The organism is Actinoplanes sp. NPDC049316, assembly GCF_040677315.1.
Lineage (GTDB): Bacteria > Actinomycetota > Actinomycetes > Mycobacteriales > Micromonosporaceae > Actinoplanes.
Genome location: NZ_JBFAQM010000018.1, coordinates 45578 through 63587 on the forward strand (window position 1 = coordinate 45578; position 18010 = coordinate 63587).

The following is an 18010-nucleotide window of genomic DNA, read 5'->3' on the forward strand; positions in this document are numbered from 1 at the left end:
AGCGAACCGGTGGTTGCCGCCGCCGGTTCGCTTTCCTGTTCCGCGCTCCGCCCCCGCAGGCGACGCGCCGGTGCTCGGCCTCCGCCCGGCGGCCGGCACCAAGTTTGGTACCTCTCATCCCATTAGCACATGCTCACCGCGGATCTGCAAGTGCAGAAAGTGTCCTGCAACTTGCACAAGGTGACCGGTACGGTGGCACGCGTGGCGCCGACATCGATGGCCGCACGCCGCGAGCTCGGTGACGAGCTCCGCCGCCTGCGAGGAGACCGACGCGGCGCCGAGGTGGCGGCCGAGCTGGGCTGGTCCGAGTCCAAGCTGAGCCGCATCGAGACCGCCCGCACCGGGATCAGCGAGCCCGACCTCGAACGACTGCTCGGCGTCCTCGGTGTGCCGGCACGCGACTGGCCGCGGCTGCGCGACATGGCGGGGCGTGGGCGCGCCCGGGTCTGGTGGGCGCCGTACCGGTCGTCGGTCGCGGACCGCTACGACGAGTTCGTGGCCCTCGAGGCGGAAGCCACCGCGATCTGCGAGTGGGAGGCCCAGGTGATCCCCGGCCTGCTCCAGACCGACGAGTACGCCCACGCGGTCATCGAGGTCGGCGCGGACGTGCAGGACGCCGACACCGTCCAGCGGCGTACCGCCCTGCGCATGGCCCGGCAGAGCATCCTCACCCGCGACCCGTCGCCGCTCCTGTGCGTGGTGCTCGACGAATCCGCGCTCCGGCGGGAGGTGGGAGGCCGCGCGGTGCTGCGCCGCCAGCTGCAGCGCCTGTACGACGCCGCCGACCGTCCCGGCGTCGAGCTGCGGATCCTGCCCTTCGCCGCCGGCGCGCACGCCGCGCTGGGGGAGGCGTTCGTCGTCTTCGAATTCGGCAAGCGGCCGCCGGTCGTGCACAGCGAGGATCTGGTCGGCGGTCAGCTTCGGACCAAGCCGTCGGAGGTGCAGGTGTACCGGGACGCTTTCGCCGATCTGCGATCCCGGGCGCTGCCTCCGCGCGCGAGCCGCGAGCTCATCGCTCGAACAGGCGAACACTTGCTTGATTAGACAGTCGTTGAGCGGATGGTTTAACCATTCGCGAAGGGGCATGACATTGCAAGAGAACGCGTTGACCTGGCAAAAGAGCAGCCGTAGCGCCGCGGCGGGGCACTGTGTGGAGGTCGCGTCGACCGCCTCGGCCGTCTTCGTCAGGGACTCGAAGGACGTGGGCGGCCCCGTCCTGGAGTTCGGCGCCGAGGGATGGGCGGAGTTCGTCGCCGGGGTACGGGACGGCGAGTTCGACCGCTGACCGCAGCGCGCGGGCGGTCCAGGGTGACCGCCCGCGCGTCGTCGTGTGACGCGGGATATAGCCGTCCGGCTTGACTCCGCGGCCTCTCTCGTGGCTAAGGTATGCCGAGCCTTACTTAGGGATGCCTTAGCAAACGGAGTGCCATGCTCGCCACCTACCTCATCGGCCTGCGTGAGGGGTTGGAAGCCACCCTGGTGGTGAGCATCCTCGTCGCGTTCCTGGTGAAGGCCGGCCGCAAGGACCGCCTCGTGCAGGTCTGGTCCGGCGTCGGCCTCGCCGTGGCGCTGTCCGTGTTCTTCGGATGGCTGCTCAGCTACACCACCACGACGCTGCTGCAGAAGTACGAGCACCGCGAGCTCTTCGAGGCCGTCACGTCGATCCTCGCCGTCGGCTTCGTCACCTGGATGATCTTCTGGATGCGCCGGGCCGCCCGCTCCATCGCGGGCGAGCTGCGCGGCAAGCTCCAGGACGCGCTCGCCGTCGGCTCGATCGCCGTCGCCGTCATGGCGTTCCTGGCCGTGGTCCGCGAGGGCCTCGAGACCTCGCTCATCTTCTACTCCGCCGTGCAGGGCGCGTCGTCCAACACCGGGCCGCTGCTCTCGCTGCTCGCCGGCATCGCCTCGGCCGTCGTCATCGGCTGGCTGATGTACGCGACCGCCGTACGGATCAACCTCTCGGTCTTCTTCACCTGGACCGGCGCGCTGCTCATCCTGGTCGCGGCGGGGATCCTCAAGTACGGCGTGCACGACCTGCTGGAGGCGAACGTGCTGCCCGGGCTCAACACCCTGGCGTACGACATCAGCGGCGTGCTCAACCCGGACGCCTGGTACACCGCGCTGCTCACCGGCATGTTCAACATCACCCCGACGGCGTCGGTGCTGGAGACCATCGCCTGGGTCGCGTACGCGGTCCCCGTCCTGGCGATCTTCCTCTGGCCGAGCCGCGCCGCGTCGGTGAGCCCGGCCCCGGCCCCGGCGTCTGCACCTGCTTCCGAGACCCCCGCCCCGGCGCCCGCGCCTGCTTCCGAGACCCCCGCCCCGGCGCCCGCGCCTGTTTCCGAGACCCCCGCCCCGGCGCCCGCGCCTCAGCAGTAGGAGAACCGTTCCATGCGTACGACCCCTTTGCTCGCGCTGGCCGCTGCCGGGCTGCTCGGCGGCACCCTGGCGGCCTGCGGCAGCGACGACGGCGGCAGCGCCGCCGGCACCGCCGCGGGCGGGCCGATCACGGTCAAGGCCACCGACACCGCGTGCGAGGTCGCCAAGAACACCGCCGACGCGGGCACCAGCGTCTTCACCATCACCAACGGCGGCAACAAGGTCACCGAGTTCTACGTGTACGCCGCCGGCGACCGCGTCATGGGCGAGGTGGAGAACATCGCGCCCGGGCTCACCCGTGAGCTGCACGTGGAGCTGCCGGCCGGCACGTACGAGACGGCCTGCAAGCCCGGCATGATCGGCAAGGGCATCCGCGCGGCGTTCACCGTCTCCGGCTCGTCCGCCCCGCTCACCGATGACGCCAAGCTCGCCCAGGCCACCGACAGCTACTCCCGGTACGTCCGCAGCCAGACCGCGGCGCTGCTGCCCAAGACCGAGGAGTTCGTCGCGGCGGTCAAGGCCAAGGACGTCGCCAAGGCCCGTGCGCTGTTCCCCGTGACCCGCACGTACTGGGAGCGCATCGAGCCGGTCGCGGAGATCTTCGGCGACCTCGACCCGAAGATCGACGGCCGCGAGGAGGTCATCGAGGAGGGCATGGAGTTCACCGGCTTCCACCGCCTCGAGAAGGACCTCTGGGCCGCGAAGCCGGACGTCTCCAAGGACGGCCCGATCGCCGACAAGCTGCTCGCCGACGTGAAGGAGATCGTCGCCAAGGCCAACGCCGAGAAGCTGTCCCCGCTGCAGCTCGCCAACGGCGCCAAGGGCCTGCTCGACGAGGTCGCCACCGGCAAGATCACCGGCGAGGAGAACCGCTACTCGCACACCGACCTGTGGGACTTCAACGCCAACGTCGAGGGTTCCAAGGCCGCGATCGCCGCGCTCCGGCCGGTGCTCGAGGAGCGCGACCCGGCGCTGGTCAAGACCCTCGACGCCGAGTTCGCCAACGTCGACGCCGCGCTGGGCAAGTACCGCGTCGGCGACGGCTGGAAGCTGCACAACCAGCTGAGCCAGGCCGACCTTCGGGGTCTCTCGGACGCGATCAACGCGCTGGCCGAGCCCATCTCGAAGGTCGCCGCGGTCGTCTCGAAGAAGTAGAGGATCCGATGACTGACAGCACGGTCTCCCGCCGGCGGGCCATGGCGCTCGCCGGCGTCGGCGTGGCGGGCATCGCCGGTGCCGCCGCGGTCGGCGGCGCGCTGGTCAAGGGCGGCGCGGACGAGCACGCGGCGGCGGTCGACGGGGCCATCGCGTTCACCGGCGAGCACCAGGCCGGCATCGTGACACCGGCGCAGGACCGGCTGCACTTCGTCGCCTTCGACGTCATCACCAAGGACCGCGACCGGCTCATCACCCTGCTCAAGGACTGGACCGCGGCCGCCGCCCGGATGACCGCCGGCCGCGACGCCGGCGAGATCGGCGCGGTCGGCGGGGTCCCGGAAGCGCCGCCGGACGACACCGGCGAGGCGCTCGGGCTGCCGCCGTCGGGGCTCACCGTGACCGTCGGCTTCGGACCCACCCTGTTCCGCGACGCCGACGGCCGCGACCGCTTCGGCATCGCCGCGAAACGCCCCGCGGCGCTCGACGACCTCCCGCACTTCCCGGGCGACGTCCTCGACGACTCCATCTCGGGCGGCGACCTGTGCGTGCAGGCCTGCGCCAACGACCCGCAGGTGGCGGTGCACGCCATCCGCAACCTCGCCCGCATCGGCATGGGCGTGGTCAGCGTGCGGTGGTCGCAGCTGGGCTTCGGGCGTACGTCGTCGACGTCGCAGGCCCAGGCGACGCCGCGCAACCTCTTCGGCTTCAAGGACGGCACCGCCAACCTCAAGCTCGAGGAGACCGACCTGCTCAAGCAGCACCTCTGGGTGCAGCCCGGCGACGGCCCCGACTGGATGACCGGCGGCTCCTACCTGGTCACCCGCAAGATCCGCATGATCGTGGAGACCTGGGACCGGTCCTCGCTGGCCGAGCAGGAGGCCATCGTCGGCCGGCACAAGGGCACGGGCGCCCCGCTCGGCATGGCCCGCGAATTCGACGAGCCGGACGTCGAGGCGCTGCCGAAGACCTCCCACGTCCGCCTCGCCCACCCGGACCTCAACGGTGGCGCGCGGCTGCTGCGCCGCGGCTACAACTTCGTCGACGGGTCGGACGGGCTCGGGCGGCTGAACGCGGGGCTGTTCTTCATGGCGTACCAGAGGAATCCGCACAAGCAGTTCGTACCCGTGCAGCTGAACCTGTCCCGGCACGACGAGATGAACGAGTACCTGAAGTACGTCTCGATCGGGTTGTTCGCGTGTCCCCCAGGGGTGAGCGGTCCGGACGACTTCTGGGGCCGGTCCCTGTTCTCGTAGCGGTCTGGTTCTCCCGTCCGCCTTTCTTCCCGTTCGGCCTGCGTCTTCCGTCTGGCCTGCGTCTTCCCGCCCGGCCTGGCTTCCGTCCGGCCTGTTTTGCCGTCCGGCCTGGCTTTTCCGTACGGTGCGGGCCATGATCGGCGGCGGCCGGGCGGACATGATCGGCCGGGCGGTCACACGGGCCGAAAGGGGACAGTGCAATATTGGATCGCATGAGAGCCCGCGTACTCGTCGTCGACGACGACCCCGCGCTGGCGGAGATGCTCGGCATCGTCCTGCGCAGCGAAGGCTTCCTGCCCTCCTTCGTGGCCGACGGTGAGCGGGCCCTCGCCGCGTTCCGGGAGAACAGGCCCGACATCGTCCTGCTCGACCTGATGCTGCCCGGCATGAGCGGCATCGACGTGGCCCGCGCCATCCGCGCCGAGTCCGGCATCCCGATCGTCATGCTCACCGCCAAGAGCGACACGGTCGACGTGGTGCTCGGCCTCGAGAGCGGCGCCGACGACTACGTGGTCAAGCCGTTCAAGCCCAAGGAACTCGTCGCCCGCATGCGCGCCCGCCTGCGCCGCGGCGAGGACGCCGCGCCCGAGATGCTCACCATCGGCCCGCCCGGCAACCAGATCACCATCGACGTACCGGCGCACACGGTCTCCCGCGACGGCGAAGAGGTCAAGCTGACGCCGCTCGAGTTCGACCTGCTGGTCGCGCTGGCCCGCAAACCCCGCCAGGTCTTCACCCGCGAGGTCCTGCTCGAGCAGGTCTGGGGCTACCGTCACGCGGCCGACACCCGACTGGTCAACGTCCACGTCCAGCGGCTGCGCGCCAAGATCGAACCAGATCCCGAGCGGCCGGAGATCATCCTGACGGTGCGGGGGGTCGGCTACAAGGCGGGCACCGGGTAGGCCTTTTCCCGGCCGCGGTCCGGCAGTCTTCCGCCTCCTTTGCCGGCCGGGTTCCTCCCGGCCGGCTCTTCGTCGGCCGGCGTTGTCGGGCCGCTTCCGGTCCTGTCCCGGCGGTTTCGGCGGGTCTGCGGGTTCGGGGCTTGGCTGCTCGCCTTCCGCCGCGGGCCGGTCCGCGGGCTCGGCGCTTGGTTGCTCGCGGTCCGCGGGACCGGCGGTCGGTTGCCCGGGGTCCGCGGGCTCGGCGCTTGGTTGCCCGGGGTCCGCCGATCGCGGGAAATTGTGGCTGGTTGGTAAGACCAGCGGGACGGGTGCCGGACCCCCGAGCGGCTAACCTTGCCCCCGAGATGCGTGCTCCCGCCTGGCTCCCGATGCCCGTCCGCCGAATCCTCCGGGTCGTGCGGCGATACTGGCGCGCGGCCGTGCGCCGCGGCCTTCGGGTCTCCGCACCCGCCCGACGGGCCTGGCGCCGCTCGCTGCACCTGCGGGTCGTCACCCTCACCCTCGTCGCGTCCAGCCTTCTGGTCGGCGGGTTCGGCTGGTTCATCGCCGACCGCAGCACCAAGATCCTGCTCGACCGCGCCGAGGACGAGGTCCGCTCGCAGATGCAGAGCAAGGTCGACTACGCGCTGCAGCAGCTCACTGTGCACCGGCAGGTCCGTGACCCGGAGCTGCCCACGACCATCAGCAACACCGTCACCCGGCTGGCGGACGGCGATCCCGCCGAGAGCGGCGGGGCCATCGTCGCGCTGCGCGCCGACAACTTCCCCGACCTCAAGCCGGTCACGTCGACCAAGGTCGACACGACGTCGCTGATCACCCCCGAGATGGTCCATGACGTCTCCCGGGAGGGCCACGTCGCCCAGCAGATCCGCACCGCCGAGGTCGGCGGCGTCCGCTCCAAATACCTTGTGTACGGGTCACCCGTGCCGACCAGCTTCGGCCACGTCGAGCTGTACTACGTCGTCCCGCTGACCACCGAGGACCGGGCGGCCAACCAGATCCGCACCACGGTGCTGGTCACCGGTCTCGCGCTGGTGATCCTGCTCGGCGTCGTCGCCGGCCTGGTCACCCGCATGGTGGTGACGCCGGTCCGGGTCGCGGCCCGCACCGCCCAGCGCCTCTCCGCCGGCCTGCTCGACCAGCGCATGAAGGTGGACGGCGAGGACGACCTGGCCCTGCTCGCGGCCTCGTTCAACCAGATGGCCGCCAACCTGCAGCGCCAGATCGTGCGCCTCGAGGAGATGTCCCGCCTGCAGCGGCGGTTCACCTCCGACGTGTCGCACGAGCTGCGGACGCCGCTCACCACCGTACGCATGGCCGCCGACCTGATCTTCGCCGAGCGCGACGAGTTCGACCCGGCCGTGGCCCGCAGCGCCGAGCTGCTCCAGGCCGAGCTCGACCGTTTCGAGAGCCTGCTGACCGACCTCCTCGAGATCAGCCGCTTCGACGCGGGCTTCGCCGCCCTCGACGCCGAGCACACCGACCTCGTGCCCATCGTCGAGCGCGTCGCCGACCGCCTCACCGGCCTGGCCGAGCGCGTCGGCGTGACGATCGAGCTGCGCCTGCCCGACACCCCGGTCATCGCCGAGGTCGACCCCCGCCGCGTCGAGCGCGTGCTGCGCAACCTGGTGGGCAACGCGGTCGAGCACGGCGAGCGCAAGCCGGTCGAGGTCACCATGGCCACCGACGAGGCCGCGGTCGCCATCACCGTCCGGGACCACGGCGTCGGCCTCAAACCGGGCGAGGAACGCCTGGTCTTCAACCGCTTCTGGCGCGCCGACCCGTCCCGCGCCCGCCAGACCGGCGGCACCGGCCTCGGCCTGTCCATCTCGGTCGAGGACGCCCGCCTGCACGGCGGCTGGCTCGAAGCCTGGGGCGAACCGGGCGGCGGCGCCCAGTTCCGCCTCACCCTCCCGGTCCGCTCCGGCGACCGCCTGGTCTCGGCCCCCCTCCCGCTGATCCCCCGCGACCGCGCGATCGACGACCCGACGAACAACACCCCCGCGAACAACGCCCCCGAAGCCCTTTCCGGCGCGCCCGCCCCCGAAGCTCGTTCCGGCGCGCCCGCCCCCGATGCCCTCACCAACGCGGCCGCCCCCGCCCACGCCGCCACCCAGCCGAGCCAGCCCTCGTCGGCTTCCACCGATGGCACCCTGGCGGAGTCACCGACGGCGGCATCTGCCCCTGGCACCCGGTCGAGCGCGCCTGCGGCGGCCTCCGCCGGCAACGGATCGACCAGCCCGGCCGGGCCCGCGTCACCCAGCGGCAGCACCACGCCGGGCGCTGCTTCCACCTCGTCCTCCCGTGGCGACACCTTGCCCGCTCCAGGCGACACCTCGACCAGCGTGGCCGACCCGGAGTCCTCCGCAGGCGATTTCGCGGCGTCGAACTCCGAGGCTCAACCTCCGGACGAGGCCCAACCTCGGGGCGACGCTCAACCTCCGGACGAGGCCCAACCTCGGGGCGACGCTCAACCTCCGGACGAGGCCCAACCTCGGGGCGACGCTCAAACTCGGGGCGACGCCCGCCCGACGGGGTCCCCGGCCCGCGCCGGGTCCCCGGCCCGCGCCGGGTCCTCGGTTGACGGCCGGTCGTCTGCGGCCCATCCCGACGATCTCGACCTGGATGAGCCCGCGGAGGTGGGCCGATGAGGAAGCTCGTTCGCACGCTTCTCGCGGGAGCCCTGACCGGCACCCTCCTGCTCGGCGGTTGCGGGATCCCCGACAACACCGACGTCGTGACGGTCGGACCGGGGCCCTCCACCGGCTTCTCGTCGAACGACGACGGCGCACCCCCGCGGTACGGGCGCGAGGCGACCCTCGACACCGCCAAGTTCGTCGAGTATTACCTGCAGGCCGCCGGAGGGGACCCGGACGGCGCGATGGACCGCGTCAAGCAGTTCCTGTCGCCGGCGGCCGCCGACTCCTTCAAGGCGCCCGAAGGCGTCAAGATCGTTTACCTGACCGAGGATCCGCTGGTCAACCCGGGCAGCGATCAGGTCGAGCTCCGCGTCCGCACGCTCGGCGTGCTGGGGCCCAACGGCCGGCTGGACCCGGTGCAGGACACGGGCATCACCACGTACCAGCTGACGGTCGCGTCGATCAGCGGCAAGAACGGGCTGTTCGTCACCAAGGCGCCGCCGGTGCTGCTGCTCAGCGACACCGCCTTCACGACGTGGTTCGTGCGCCGGACGATCTACTTCTGGAATCACGAGTACACCGCGCTGGTCCCCGACGTGCGCTACCTCCCGGCCGACATGCCGCCGGAGCAGGAACCGCAGCGGATCATCAAGTGGCTCATCGAGGGCCCGTCCGACACGATCCACGACGCGGTCGAGCCACTGCCCGAGGGCACGGCGCTGCTCGGCAACGTGCCCGCCGTCAGCAACGACAAGCTGCAGATCAGCCTCAGCGCACAGTCCGTACGGCCGGCGGACGACCCGAAGGCGCTGGACCGGCTCCGCCGCCAGCTCATGTGGTCCCTGCGGCCCAACCTCTCCAAGGTGCTGGAGCTGAAGATCGGCAACCAGGAGCAGACCGCCTACGACGGCAACGACTACCTCACGAGCAACCCGACGTACCGGCTGGCCGACTCGCCCGAGCGGTTCCTGATCTACAACAACCAGATCCGCCGCATGTCCCGGACGCCGGGCGCCGCCGACCCGCTCCCCGTGCTCAAGCCGGAGGCCAACCGCAACGTACGGGCGGCAGCAATCGCCCGCAGCCCCAGTGACCGCCGGTACGCGGCCCTCGTCACCACGGAGGGCGACCACCAGGTGCTTCGGGTCGGCAGCGCGGTGGTGGGGGAACAGAGCGACCTGCGGCGCGTCGAGCTGCGGGGCGGCTCGACCGGCCAACCCGTCTGGGCGATCACCTCCGACGACCCGCAGACCGGCGCGGTCGGCCTGATCACCATCGGCGGCAAACTGTTCAGCTTCTCGGCGGACGGCTCACCGCTGCGCGCGGTGGCGTGGCCCGGACCGTCCGGCTCGCTCACAGCGGTGGCGGTCGCGCCGGACGGGCGGCGGGTCGCGCTGGCGGTCGGCGGCAAGCTGTACCTGGCCGCGTTGACCGCCGACGGTGACGGACCCCAGCTGTCGCCGCCCCGCCAGGTTCAGCTGCCCGTCCTGCGCGAGGTGTCCGCCGTCGACTGGGGCACCGAGACCTCGGTGATCGTCGCCGGCACCCGCGCCGACCGCGACCGCGTGGCCGTCATCGACACGGCGATCGACGGCACCCAGTGGGTCGAGTCCCTCGCCGACATCGGCCTGGAGAAGGTGACCTACCTGGCGGCGTACCCGGTGAGCCCGACCAGCGGCAAAATCACCCCGGACGTCATCGAGTACATGGCCAACGGCGCGACCTTCGACGTGCTCTCCGGCCCGGTCCGCATCGGCGTGGGAGACCTCGCCGAACCGGTGACCAACCCCCCGACGGGGGTCGTCCCCACCGCCCCGTTCTTCCTCCGCTGACCCGAGCCGCACGGAAGCGCTGGCCCGAGCTCGGTGGAGGCGCTGGCCCGAGCTGGGCGGGAGCACTCTGGCCTGAGGTGGGCGAGGCGCTGGCCCGAGCTAAGCGGAGCCGCCGGCCTCAGCTGGGCGGAAACCCCGGCTGTCCGCGCGTAGGCGGGTGGGCGGCCCGCTGAACGCCGCCTTCTCTGGGCGGTGACACCGCGCCGCCGATGCGGCACGGCGGCGCGGTGTGGCGATGCTGCGTGCGGCGGTATGGCCGTACGACGGCGCGCGTCGGTGGTGCATCCGGCTGTCGGCCAGGAGCCGTTGCCGTAGCTGTGCGGCGGCGAGGCGCTGCCGCGACACGGCGCGCTGTGCGGGCGTACCGACCGCCTGCCGTGCAAACCAATGAGCCCAGAGGTGGTCCTGTGAACAAGCGTCCCGCTCCCGTCCCGCCGGCACCCCGCGCCGCAGCCCCGCGCCGTTCGCGCGGGCCATCGACTGGGCGGCCGGCCCGCCCGGCGGCCCTCTCCGCCCGGCTCGCCGCTCTGGGTGCCGACCTCGCCGACCTCGTCCTCCCCGCCGCCTGCGCCGGATGCGGCACCGAACGGGTCCCGCTTCGTTTCGGCATCTGTACGGCCTGCGTCGCCGAGCTGGAGAACTCCCACCCGTACGCCACCACCCCCGACCCACCGCCGCCCGCGATGCCGCCCTGCACCACGCTGGGGCCGTACGCGGGGGCTCTTCGTGGGGCGCTGCTGGCGTACAAGGAACGGGGCCGGCATCGGCTGGCCGGGCCGCTCGGGGGTCTGCTCGCCGGCGTGGTCGCGGAGGCGGCCGTTCGCGGGGGCGGTGGTCCTCGCGTACCCCTGGTCGTGGTTCCCGTGCCGTCGACCGTGAGCGCGGCGCGGGAGCGGGGTGGCGATCACATGGCGCGGTTGGCCGGACACGTCGTGCGGCGGTTGCGGCGGGCCGGGTGGGAGGCTGACGTGCGGCAGCCGTTGCGGGCGCTCCCGCGGGCGGACTCTGCGTCACTGGACGTAGCCGGACGGGCAGCGGCGGCTGAGAGTTCGCTGCGAATCCGGGGGGCTCGGATCCGCGTTTCGCGGCGGCGGCCGACGATGAGGGGCACTCTGATAGTGGTGGACGACATCGTCACGACGGGGGCCACGCTCGCTGCCGTGACGGTACGACTCCGGGAGGTGGACATGCAGGTCACGGGTGCTGCAGTGCTGGCGGCCACCCGGCTGCGCAGGCACCGCGGCGGCGCGCCGGGGGAAAGTGATCTCCGTGTGCCGCCAGGGCCGGAAGTCCTCGCACACGTTCCCCGAACGAGGGGTGACGGGCGGCCGTCGGCAGGTTAGCGTTCTGGTGACGAGGGTAAGCGAGCCGCCTACCCACCGCCGCCGGAGCGAAAGTCGATCGTCTGACCCACCGCACCGGAAAGGAGCGTCCTCGTAAGCCGATTCGGTCACGTACGTGGGATCGCTCCGGGATCCCCGTCGTCGCCGACACCAGCACACCGCGTCGAAGTGCAACGTTGGGGGAGGTCACGAGTGGACATTGTCGTCAAGGGCCGCAACGTAGAGGTTCCTGATCACTATCGGGAACATGTCGCCGACAAGCTGGCAAAAGTCGAACGCTACGACCAGAAGCTGATCAGAGTCGACGTGGAGCTCTTCCATGAGCGGAACCCCCGTCAGTCGGACTTCTGCCAGCGGGTGGAGATCACCGTCGTGACGCGGGGGCCCGTCATCCGGGCCGAAGCCTGCGCGAAGGATTTCTACGCCGCCCTGGACAGCGCCATCAACAAACTCGACGGGCGTCTGCGCCGTGCCGCCGATCGCCGCCGCGTACACCGTGGACGGCACGCGCCGGTATCCGTGGCCGCGGCCACCGCAGGGCTCCCGACGGACCTGCCGGACCTGACATCGCAGACCGAGGATTCATCCGTGGCGACCGACCTCGCCGAACACGACGACGCCCAGCCGTGGCGCATCGTGCGCGAGAAGGAACACCCCGCGGACCCGATGACCGTCGACGACGCACTCTTCCAGATGGAACTCGTCGGCCACGACTTCTACCTGTTCCATGACAAGGACAGCGGCCGCCCGAGCGTCGTGTACCGGCGCCGCGGCTACGACTACGGCATCCTCAGCCTGGAGACGACCGCCTGACCTCAGGGCGAGGGTCCGCACGGCATCCGACAGGCCGCCGTGGAGAGCGCGGCTCCGGCCGGCGGACCACTCGCGCAGGACGGCGTCCGGCCGGCCGCCGCACAGACCGGCGTCCGGCCAGGTGTCGCACCGTCCCGCGCCGCAGGCGCAGGTCAGGTGCCGCATGGGACGGCGTCCCGCCGTTGCCGCCAGGAAGCCGACGCGTCACTGCCCGGCCGGGCTCACCACGTCCCCGGGCAGTCTGTCCGACCGGGCGGGCACCACAGCGCCCGCCGGTCGGCCACCGACCTGCAGCGGGGCGATCGCGCCGCCGATCGCCCTGCGACCCTTCCCGAGGAACGGCCGTGGTGCCGGCCGCGGGGCGGACAGCGGCGGCCGCCACCGCCGCGCGCCGAGAATGGCGGCCGATCGAAATCAGACAAGACGCCGCGACCCGCGCCTCCCGGCCGGCGGTCCCGGGTCACCCGTCCAGCCGAGCCCCCTCCGCCAGCAGATCCTCGGCCAGCAACGCGAACTGCACGTCGTCATTGCGCCGCCCGTCGCCTCCGGGCAGCCGCGACCGCAGGTAAGCCTCCCGCTTGAACCCGGCCTTCTCCAGCACCCGCTGCGACCCCAGATTCGTCGGTAGCGCCCCGGCGATCAGCCGTGCGATCCCCGTCTCCGCGAACGCCCACAGCGACAGCAACTGCGCGGCCCGTGTCGGATAGCCCCGTCCACGCCAGGCCGGCAGCATGCTGTACCCGATCATGGCTTGGCCGGTCGGCGGCTCCTGGTAGTAGAGGTCGATGCTTCCGGTGCTCGTACCGGTGGCCGTGTCGACGATGACCAGGTCCGCGCGGTCCCCGGCCAGCCAGTGTGCCTGAGCGCGGTCGCACCGGCGCAGCATCTTCTCGTCGCTGGGCGGCACCGGCGGCACCGAGGTCGCGACGACGTCCTCGAGCGTGTGCAGCTCCCGGTAGAAGTCGAGGTCCGAGGGCAGCAGCGGGCGCAGGGTGACCACGCCGTCGGTGAGTTCGCCGCCGGGGAGGTCGGGCAGCAGCCGGTCGGTGGGGCCGGGCGGGTCGTCGGCCAGGCGGGCGTACGCGAGGACGTCGTCGCGCCGGCCGTCGCGGTCCGGCAGCGCCCCGCGGCGTACGCCTTCGCGCTGGAAGCCGGCGGCGAGCGCGACGCGCTGACTCGGCACGTTCTCCCAATGGGTGAGCAGTTCCAGTCGTGACAGCCCGGTGTGGAAGGAGTGCTCGGTGAGCGCGCGGACCGCCGCGGTCGCCACGCCGCGTCCGCGGGCCCACCGGCCGGTCCAGTAGCCGATCTCCGCCTGGCCGCGTCCCGGTGAGACGCGGTCGATGCCCACCCCGCCGAGCAGCCGGTCCGTCACGGGGTCCGCCACCGCGTAGAAGCCGCCGCCCGCCGCGAACAGCCGCGGCACGAGCTCCGTCACGTACTCCTCGGCCTGGGCCCGGGTGAACGGCGTCGGCAGGTGCGCCAGCCAGCGCCGCATCTCCGGGTCGTTGTAGCCGGTCACGAGGTCGTCGAGGTCGTCCTCGCGCAGGCCGCGCAGGCGTACCCCGTCGCCCGGGATCGTGGGGGCGATCACGCCATGTCCTCCCTCAGCAGCGAACCGATCCAGCAGTCCCGGCGCGTGCCGCCGGTCACCAGTGCCCGCCGCAGCAGACCTTCCATCGTGAATCCCGCCTTCTGCGCGACCCTCCGGGACGCGTCGTTGCCCACTTCGGCACGCCATTCGACGCGCTCCAGCCCGAGCGCCTCGAAACCCCACCGGCAGACCGCGGTCAGCGCCGCCGTGGCGTAGCCCCGTCCGCGCGCCGCCGGCGCGACGAAGAAACCCACCTCGCCCGCCGCCGGGTCCGTGCCGCGCACTCTCAGATCAACCGATCCTTGGTACGCGTCATCGGCGCCGACAACCGCAAATACGGCTTCTTCGCCTCTGGACCACCACGCGGGCACCTCGACGGTGACATACCTGAGCGCGTCGTCGTGGGTCCACGGGTGCGCCACGCCGAACCATCGGGCGATCTCGGGATCGTTGTGGCACCCGGCGATGGCGGCGGCGTCCCGCTCCTCGGGCCTGCGGAGGGTGACGGGCCCCGCCTCGAGCCTCGGATGCCCGGTGCCGAAGGTTCGCGCGCTGCGGCGTACCGGATCGGCGACGTCCGTGCCCGCTTCCCGGCGGTGTTCCCCGGGCGTCTCGCCGCCCGCGGCCGGATCTTGACACGCCCGGGCGGCCGTTCCGGCGTCGCCGGGCGGCCGACGGCGGGCGGACGACTCGTCGGAGGGGGGATCCGGGTCCGGCACGCCGCCATCGTGCCCCGGCCCCGTTCCGCTCTGCCACCGCTTTGCGGCTCCGCTGTCAGCGAACTCTCAGCCCTGTTTCGTCCTCTTTGCGAGATTCCTGCGGGGCTCGGCTCACGGACTTCCCCACGAGACGCCTACGATGGTTCGGCAGACCGTCTAGGGGAGCGTTGACCCGTGTCGATTTTGGAAAAAGTCCTTCGTGCCGGCGAGGGCCGCATGCTGCGCCGCCTCAAGGCGATCGCCGAAGCGGTCAACTCGATCGAGGACGAGTACACCGACCTCACCGACGACGAGCTGCGCGAGCAGACCCAGCAGTTCAAGGAGCGCTACGCCGACGGCGAGTCCCTCGACTCGCTGCTGGTGGAGGCGTTCGCGGTGGCCCGCGAGGGCGCGCGGCGGGTGCTCGGGCAGCGGGCGTACGACGTGCAGCTCATGGGCGGTGCCGCCCTGCACTTCGGGAACATCCCGGAGATGAAGACCGGTGAGGGCAAGACGCTCACCGGCGTCTTCCCGGCGTACCTGAACGCGCTCAGCGGTGACGGCGTGCACATCATCACCGTGAACGACTACCTGGCCCAGCGCGACGCCGAGTGGGTCGGCCGGGTGCACGTCTTCCTCGGCCTGACCGTGGGCGTGATCCTGCCCAACCGGCCCGCCGCCGAGCACCGCGCCGCGTACCAGTGCGACATCACGTACGGCACCAACAACGAGTTCGGCTTCGACTACCTGCGCGACAACATGGCGTGGGCGAAGAGCGAGCTGGTGCAGCGCGGGCACAACTTCGCCATCGTCGACGAGGTGGACTCCATCCTCATCGACGAGGCCCGCACCCCGCTGATCATCTCCGGCCCGGGCGAGCACTCCGCCCGCTGGTACGGCGAGTTCGCCGCCCTGGTCGGCCGCCTGCAGAAGGGCAAGGACGGCGAGGGCGACTACGAGGTCGACGAGGCCAAGCGCACGGTCGCGATCACCGAGCGCGGCGTCGCCCGGGTCGAGGACCGCCTCGGCATCGACAACCTGTACGAGTCGGTGAACACCCCGCTGGTGGGCTACCTGAACAACGCCATCAAGGCCAAGGAGCTCTACAAGCGCGACAAGGACTACATCGTCGACGAGAACGGCGAGGTGCTCATCGTCGACGAGTTCACCGGCCGCATCCTGCACGGCCGCCGCTACAACGAGGGCATGCACCAGGCCATCGAGGCGAAGGAGGGCGTGGAGGTCAAGCAGGAGAACCAGACCCTGGCGACCATCACGCTGCAGAACTACTTCCGCCTCTACAAGAAGCTCGGCGGCATGACCGGTACGGCCCAGACCGAGGCCGGCGAGTTCAACCAGGTCTACAAGGTCGGCGTCGTGAGCATCCCGACGCACCGGCCGATGATCCGCGTGGACCACCCGGACGTCATCTACAAGACCGAGAAGGCCAAGTTCAACGCGGTCATCGAGGACATCGCCGAGCGGCACGCCACCGGCCAGCCGGTGCTCGTCGGCACCGTCTCGGTCGAGAATTCCGAGATCCTCTCCACGCTGCTCCGCCGCCGGGGCATCCCGCACAGCGTCCTCAACGCGAAGTTCCACGCCCAGGAGGCGCAGATCATCGCGCAGGCGGGCCGCAAGGGCGCGGTCACGGTCGCCACCAACATGGCCGGCCGCGGCACCGACATCCTGCTCGGCGGCAACCCCGAGTTCCTGGCCTCCGCCGAGCTGCACCAGCGCGGCCTGGACCCGGTCGAGAGCCCGGAGGAGTACGCGAAGGCGCTCGAGGAGGTCCTGCCGGCCTGGAAGGAAGCCTGCGAGGAGGAGGCGGCCCAGGTCATCGCCGCCGGCGGTCTGTACGTGCTCGGCACCGAGCGCCACGACTCGCGCCGCATCGACAACCAGCTCCGCGGCCGCTCCGGCCGTCAGGGCGACCCGGGCGAGTCCCGCTTCTACCTGTCGCTGCAGGACGACCTCATGAAGCGGTTCCGCGCCGGCGCGGTCGAGGCGGTCATGGAGCGCTTCAACATCCCGGAGGACGTCCCCATCGAGTCGAAGATGGTGACCCGCCAGATCCGCAGCGCCCAGACCCAGATCGAGGCGCAGAACGCCGAGATCCGCAAGAACGTCCTGAAGTACGACGAGGTCCTCAACAAGCAGCGCATGGTCATCTACGCCGAGCGCAAGCGCGTGCTCGACGGCGAGGACATGCACGACCAGGCCGAGCACATGATCGACGACGTGGTCGCCGACTACGTCACGGCCGCGACCTCCGACGGGTACGCGGAGGACTGGGACCTCGAGCAGCTCTGGGTGAACCTCAAGCGTCTGTTCCCGCTCAGCCTCACGATCGAGGACGTCATCGAGGAGGCCGGCGGCGAACGCAGCAGCCTCGACCAGGAGTTCCTCGTCGCGCAGATCAAGGAGGACGCGCAGCGGGCGTACAAGGCCCGCGAGGACGAGCTCGGCGAGGAGGCGGTCCGCGAACTGGAGCGCCAGGTCCTGCTCGCCGTGATCGACCGCAAGTGGCGCGAGCACCTCTACGAGATGGACTACCTGCAGGAAGGCATCAGCCTGCGGGCGTACGCCCAGCGCGACCCGGTGGTCGAGTACCAGCGCGAGGGCTTCGACATGTTCAACCAGATGATGGAGGGCATCAAGGAGGAGGCGGTCGGCTTCTTGTTCAACCTGGAGGTCCAGGTCGAGGAGGCCCCCACGGTCACGGTCGACGCCTCCCAGGCCCGCCCGCTGCCCACCGCAGAGGAGCCGGAACAGCACGTCGAGGTCCGCGCCAAGGGCCTCGGCGGCAACCGTCGCCCCCAGGCCCTCCAGTACACGGCTCCCGCCATCGACGGCGAAGCCGGCGCCGGCGCCCCGCAGATCCAGCACCAGGACCAGCAGGCCCCGGCCCTCGGCATCGGCCCGGCCCCGGTCGTCCCCGCCAGCCCCGCCCACACCGGAGCCCACCGCAGCGGCGGCGCCCGCACCTCCGGCCAGGCGGAAGCCAGCAACGGCCCCTCCCGCAACGCCCCCTGCTACTGCGGCTCGGGCAAGAAGTACAAGCGCTGCCACGGCGCCCCGGGCGCCGTCTGACCGGACCACCGACCGACCGGCCCGGCGCCCGCGACAACGCTTCGCGGGCGCCGGGCCGTTCCACTCCCGGGGCGCTGCCCACGTGCGAGCTGCCCAGGCGCTCGTTCGCTTCCCACCGCCGTTTCCTCGCTGCCGCTCTTCCTTCGGCCGCGATGCCGTCACGTCGCCGGCCCGCCCCGGATCATCGTCGCCGGTCTGCCCGGTCGGCGGTCTGCCCGGTCGCCGGTTTGCCCGGGCGGAGGTTCGCCCGGTCGCCGGTTTGCCCGGTCGCCGGTCTGCCCGGTCGCCGGTTTGCCCGGGCGGAGG

The 18010-nt window shown here is 71.6% G+C and carries 12 protein-coding genes and 1 pseudogene; 11 read left to right on the forward strand and 2 right to left on the reverse strand.

The features are described from left to right. The first annotated feature begins 201 nt into the window (after positions 1-201). The 10 genes and pseudogenes from AB0K03_RS25120 (at position 202) to raiA (ending at position 12319) form a co-directional block, all read left to right on the forward strand. Positions 202-1044: a helix-turn-helix transcriptional regulator gene (locus AB0K03_RS25120; protein ID WP_364688933.1), complete on the forward strand. Its 843-nt coding sequence runs from the start codon at positions 202-204 to the stop codon at positions 1042-1044. A 40-nt stretch (positions 1045-1084) separates the two neighbouring features. Then, on the forward strand, positions 1085-1285 hold the full coding sequence (locus AB0K03_RS25125; protein ID WP_364688936.1) for a DUF397 domain-containing protein: 201 nt from the start codon (positions 1085-1087) through the stop codon (positions 1283-1285). Positions 1286-1428: 143 nt separating this feature from the next. After that, a complete protein-coding gene (efeU, locus tag AB0K03_RS25130; protein WP_364688939.1) occupies positions 1429-2379 on the forward strand; it encodes an iron uptake transporter permease EfeU in 951 nt (316 codons plus the stop codon). Between the two features lie 12 nt (positions 2380-2391). Then, positions 2392-3534: an iron uptake system protein EfeO gene (gene efeO, locus AB0K03_RS25135; RefSeq protein WP_364688942.1), complete on the forward strand. Its 1143-nt coding sequence runs from the start codon at positions 2392-2394 to the stop codon at positions 3532-3534. A gap of 8 nt (positions 3535-3542) precedes the next feature. Then, positions 3543-4790: an iron uptake transporter deferrochelatase/peroxidase subunit gene (efeB, locus tag AB0K03_RS25140; RefSeq protein WP_364688945.1), complete on the forward strand. Its 1248-nt coding sequence runs from the start codon at positions 3543-3545 to the stop codon at positions 4788-4790. Between the two features lie 212 nt (positions 4791-5002). Further along, positions 5003-5692: an MtrAB system response regulator MtrA gene (mtrA, locus tag AB0K03_RS25145; protein ID WP_014688036.1), complete on the forward strand. Its 690-nt coding sequence runs from the start codon at positions 5003-5005 to the stop codon at positions 5690-5692. Positions 5693-6060: 368 nt separating this feature from the next. Beyond that, a pseudogene (mtrB, locus tag AB0K03_RS25150) lies at positions 6061-7662 on the forward strand (MtrAB system histidine kinase MtrB); the annotation flags it as partial. A 677-nt stretch (positions 7663-8339) separates the two neighbouring features. Beyond that, complete coding sequence (locus AB0K03_RS25155; protein WP_364688948.1) at positions 8340-10163, forward strand: LpqB family beta-propeller domain-containing protein; 1824 nt, start codon at positions 8340-8342, stop codon at positions 10161-10163. A 527-nt stretch (positions 10164-10690) separates the two neighbouring features. Then, a complete protein-coding gene (locus AB0K03_RS25160; RefSeq protein WP_364689230.1) occupies positions 10691-11506 on the forward strand; it encodes a phosphoribosyltransferase family protein in 816 nt (271 codons plus the stop codon). Positions 11507-11698: 192 nt separating this feature from the next. Further along, positions 11699-12319, forward strand: coding sequence for a ribosome hibernation-promoting factor, HPF/YfiA family (raiA, locus tag AB0K03_RS25165; protein ID WP_364688951.1), 621 nt, complete (start codon positions 11699-11701; stop codon positions 12317-12319). 460 nt (positions 12320-12779) lie between these two features. Here the strand turns inward: raiA and AB0K03_RS25170 are convergent, their stop codons facing one another. Together AB0K03_RS25170 and AB0K03_RS25175 are read right to left on the reverse strand one after the other, a co-directional pair. Further along, entirely contained in the window at positions 12780-13913 is a 1134-nt protein-coding gene (locus tag AB0K03_RS25170; RefSeq protein WP_364688954.1) for a GNAT family N-acetyltransferase, read from the reverse strand. After that, positions 13910-14632, reverse strand: coding sequence for a GNAT family N-acetyltransferase (locus AB0K03_RS25175; RefSeq protein WP_364688957.1), 723 nt, complete (start codon positions 14630-14632; stop codon positions 13910-13912). The genes AB0K03_RS25170 and AB0K03_RS25175 overlap by 4 nt, the downstream gene beginning before the upstream one ends. A 174-nt stretch (positions 14633-14806) precedes the next feature. On the opposite strand from AB0K03_RS25175, the gene secA reads away from it, so the two are divergent. Further along, positions 14807-17704, forward strand: coding sequence for a preprotein translocase subunit SecA (secA, locus tag AB0K03_RS25180; protein ID WP_364688960.1), 2898 nt, complete (start codon positions 14807-14809; stop codon positions 17702-17704). The last annotated feature ends 306 nt before the right edge of the window (positions 17705-18010 follow it).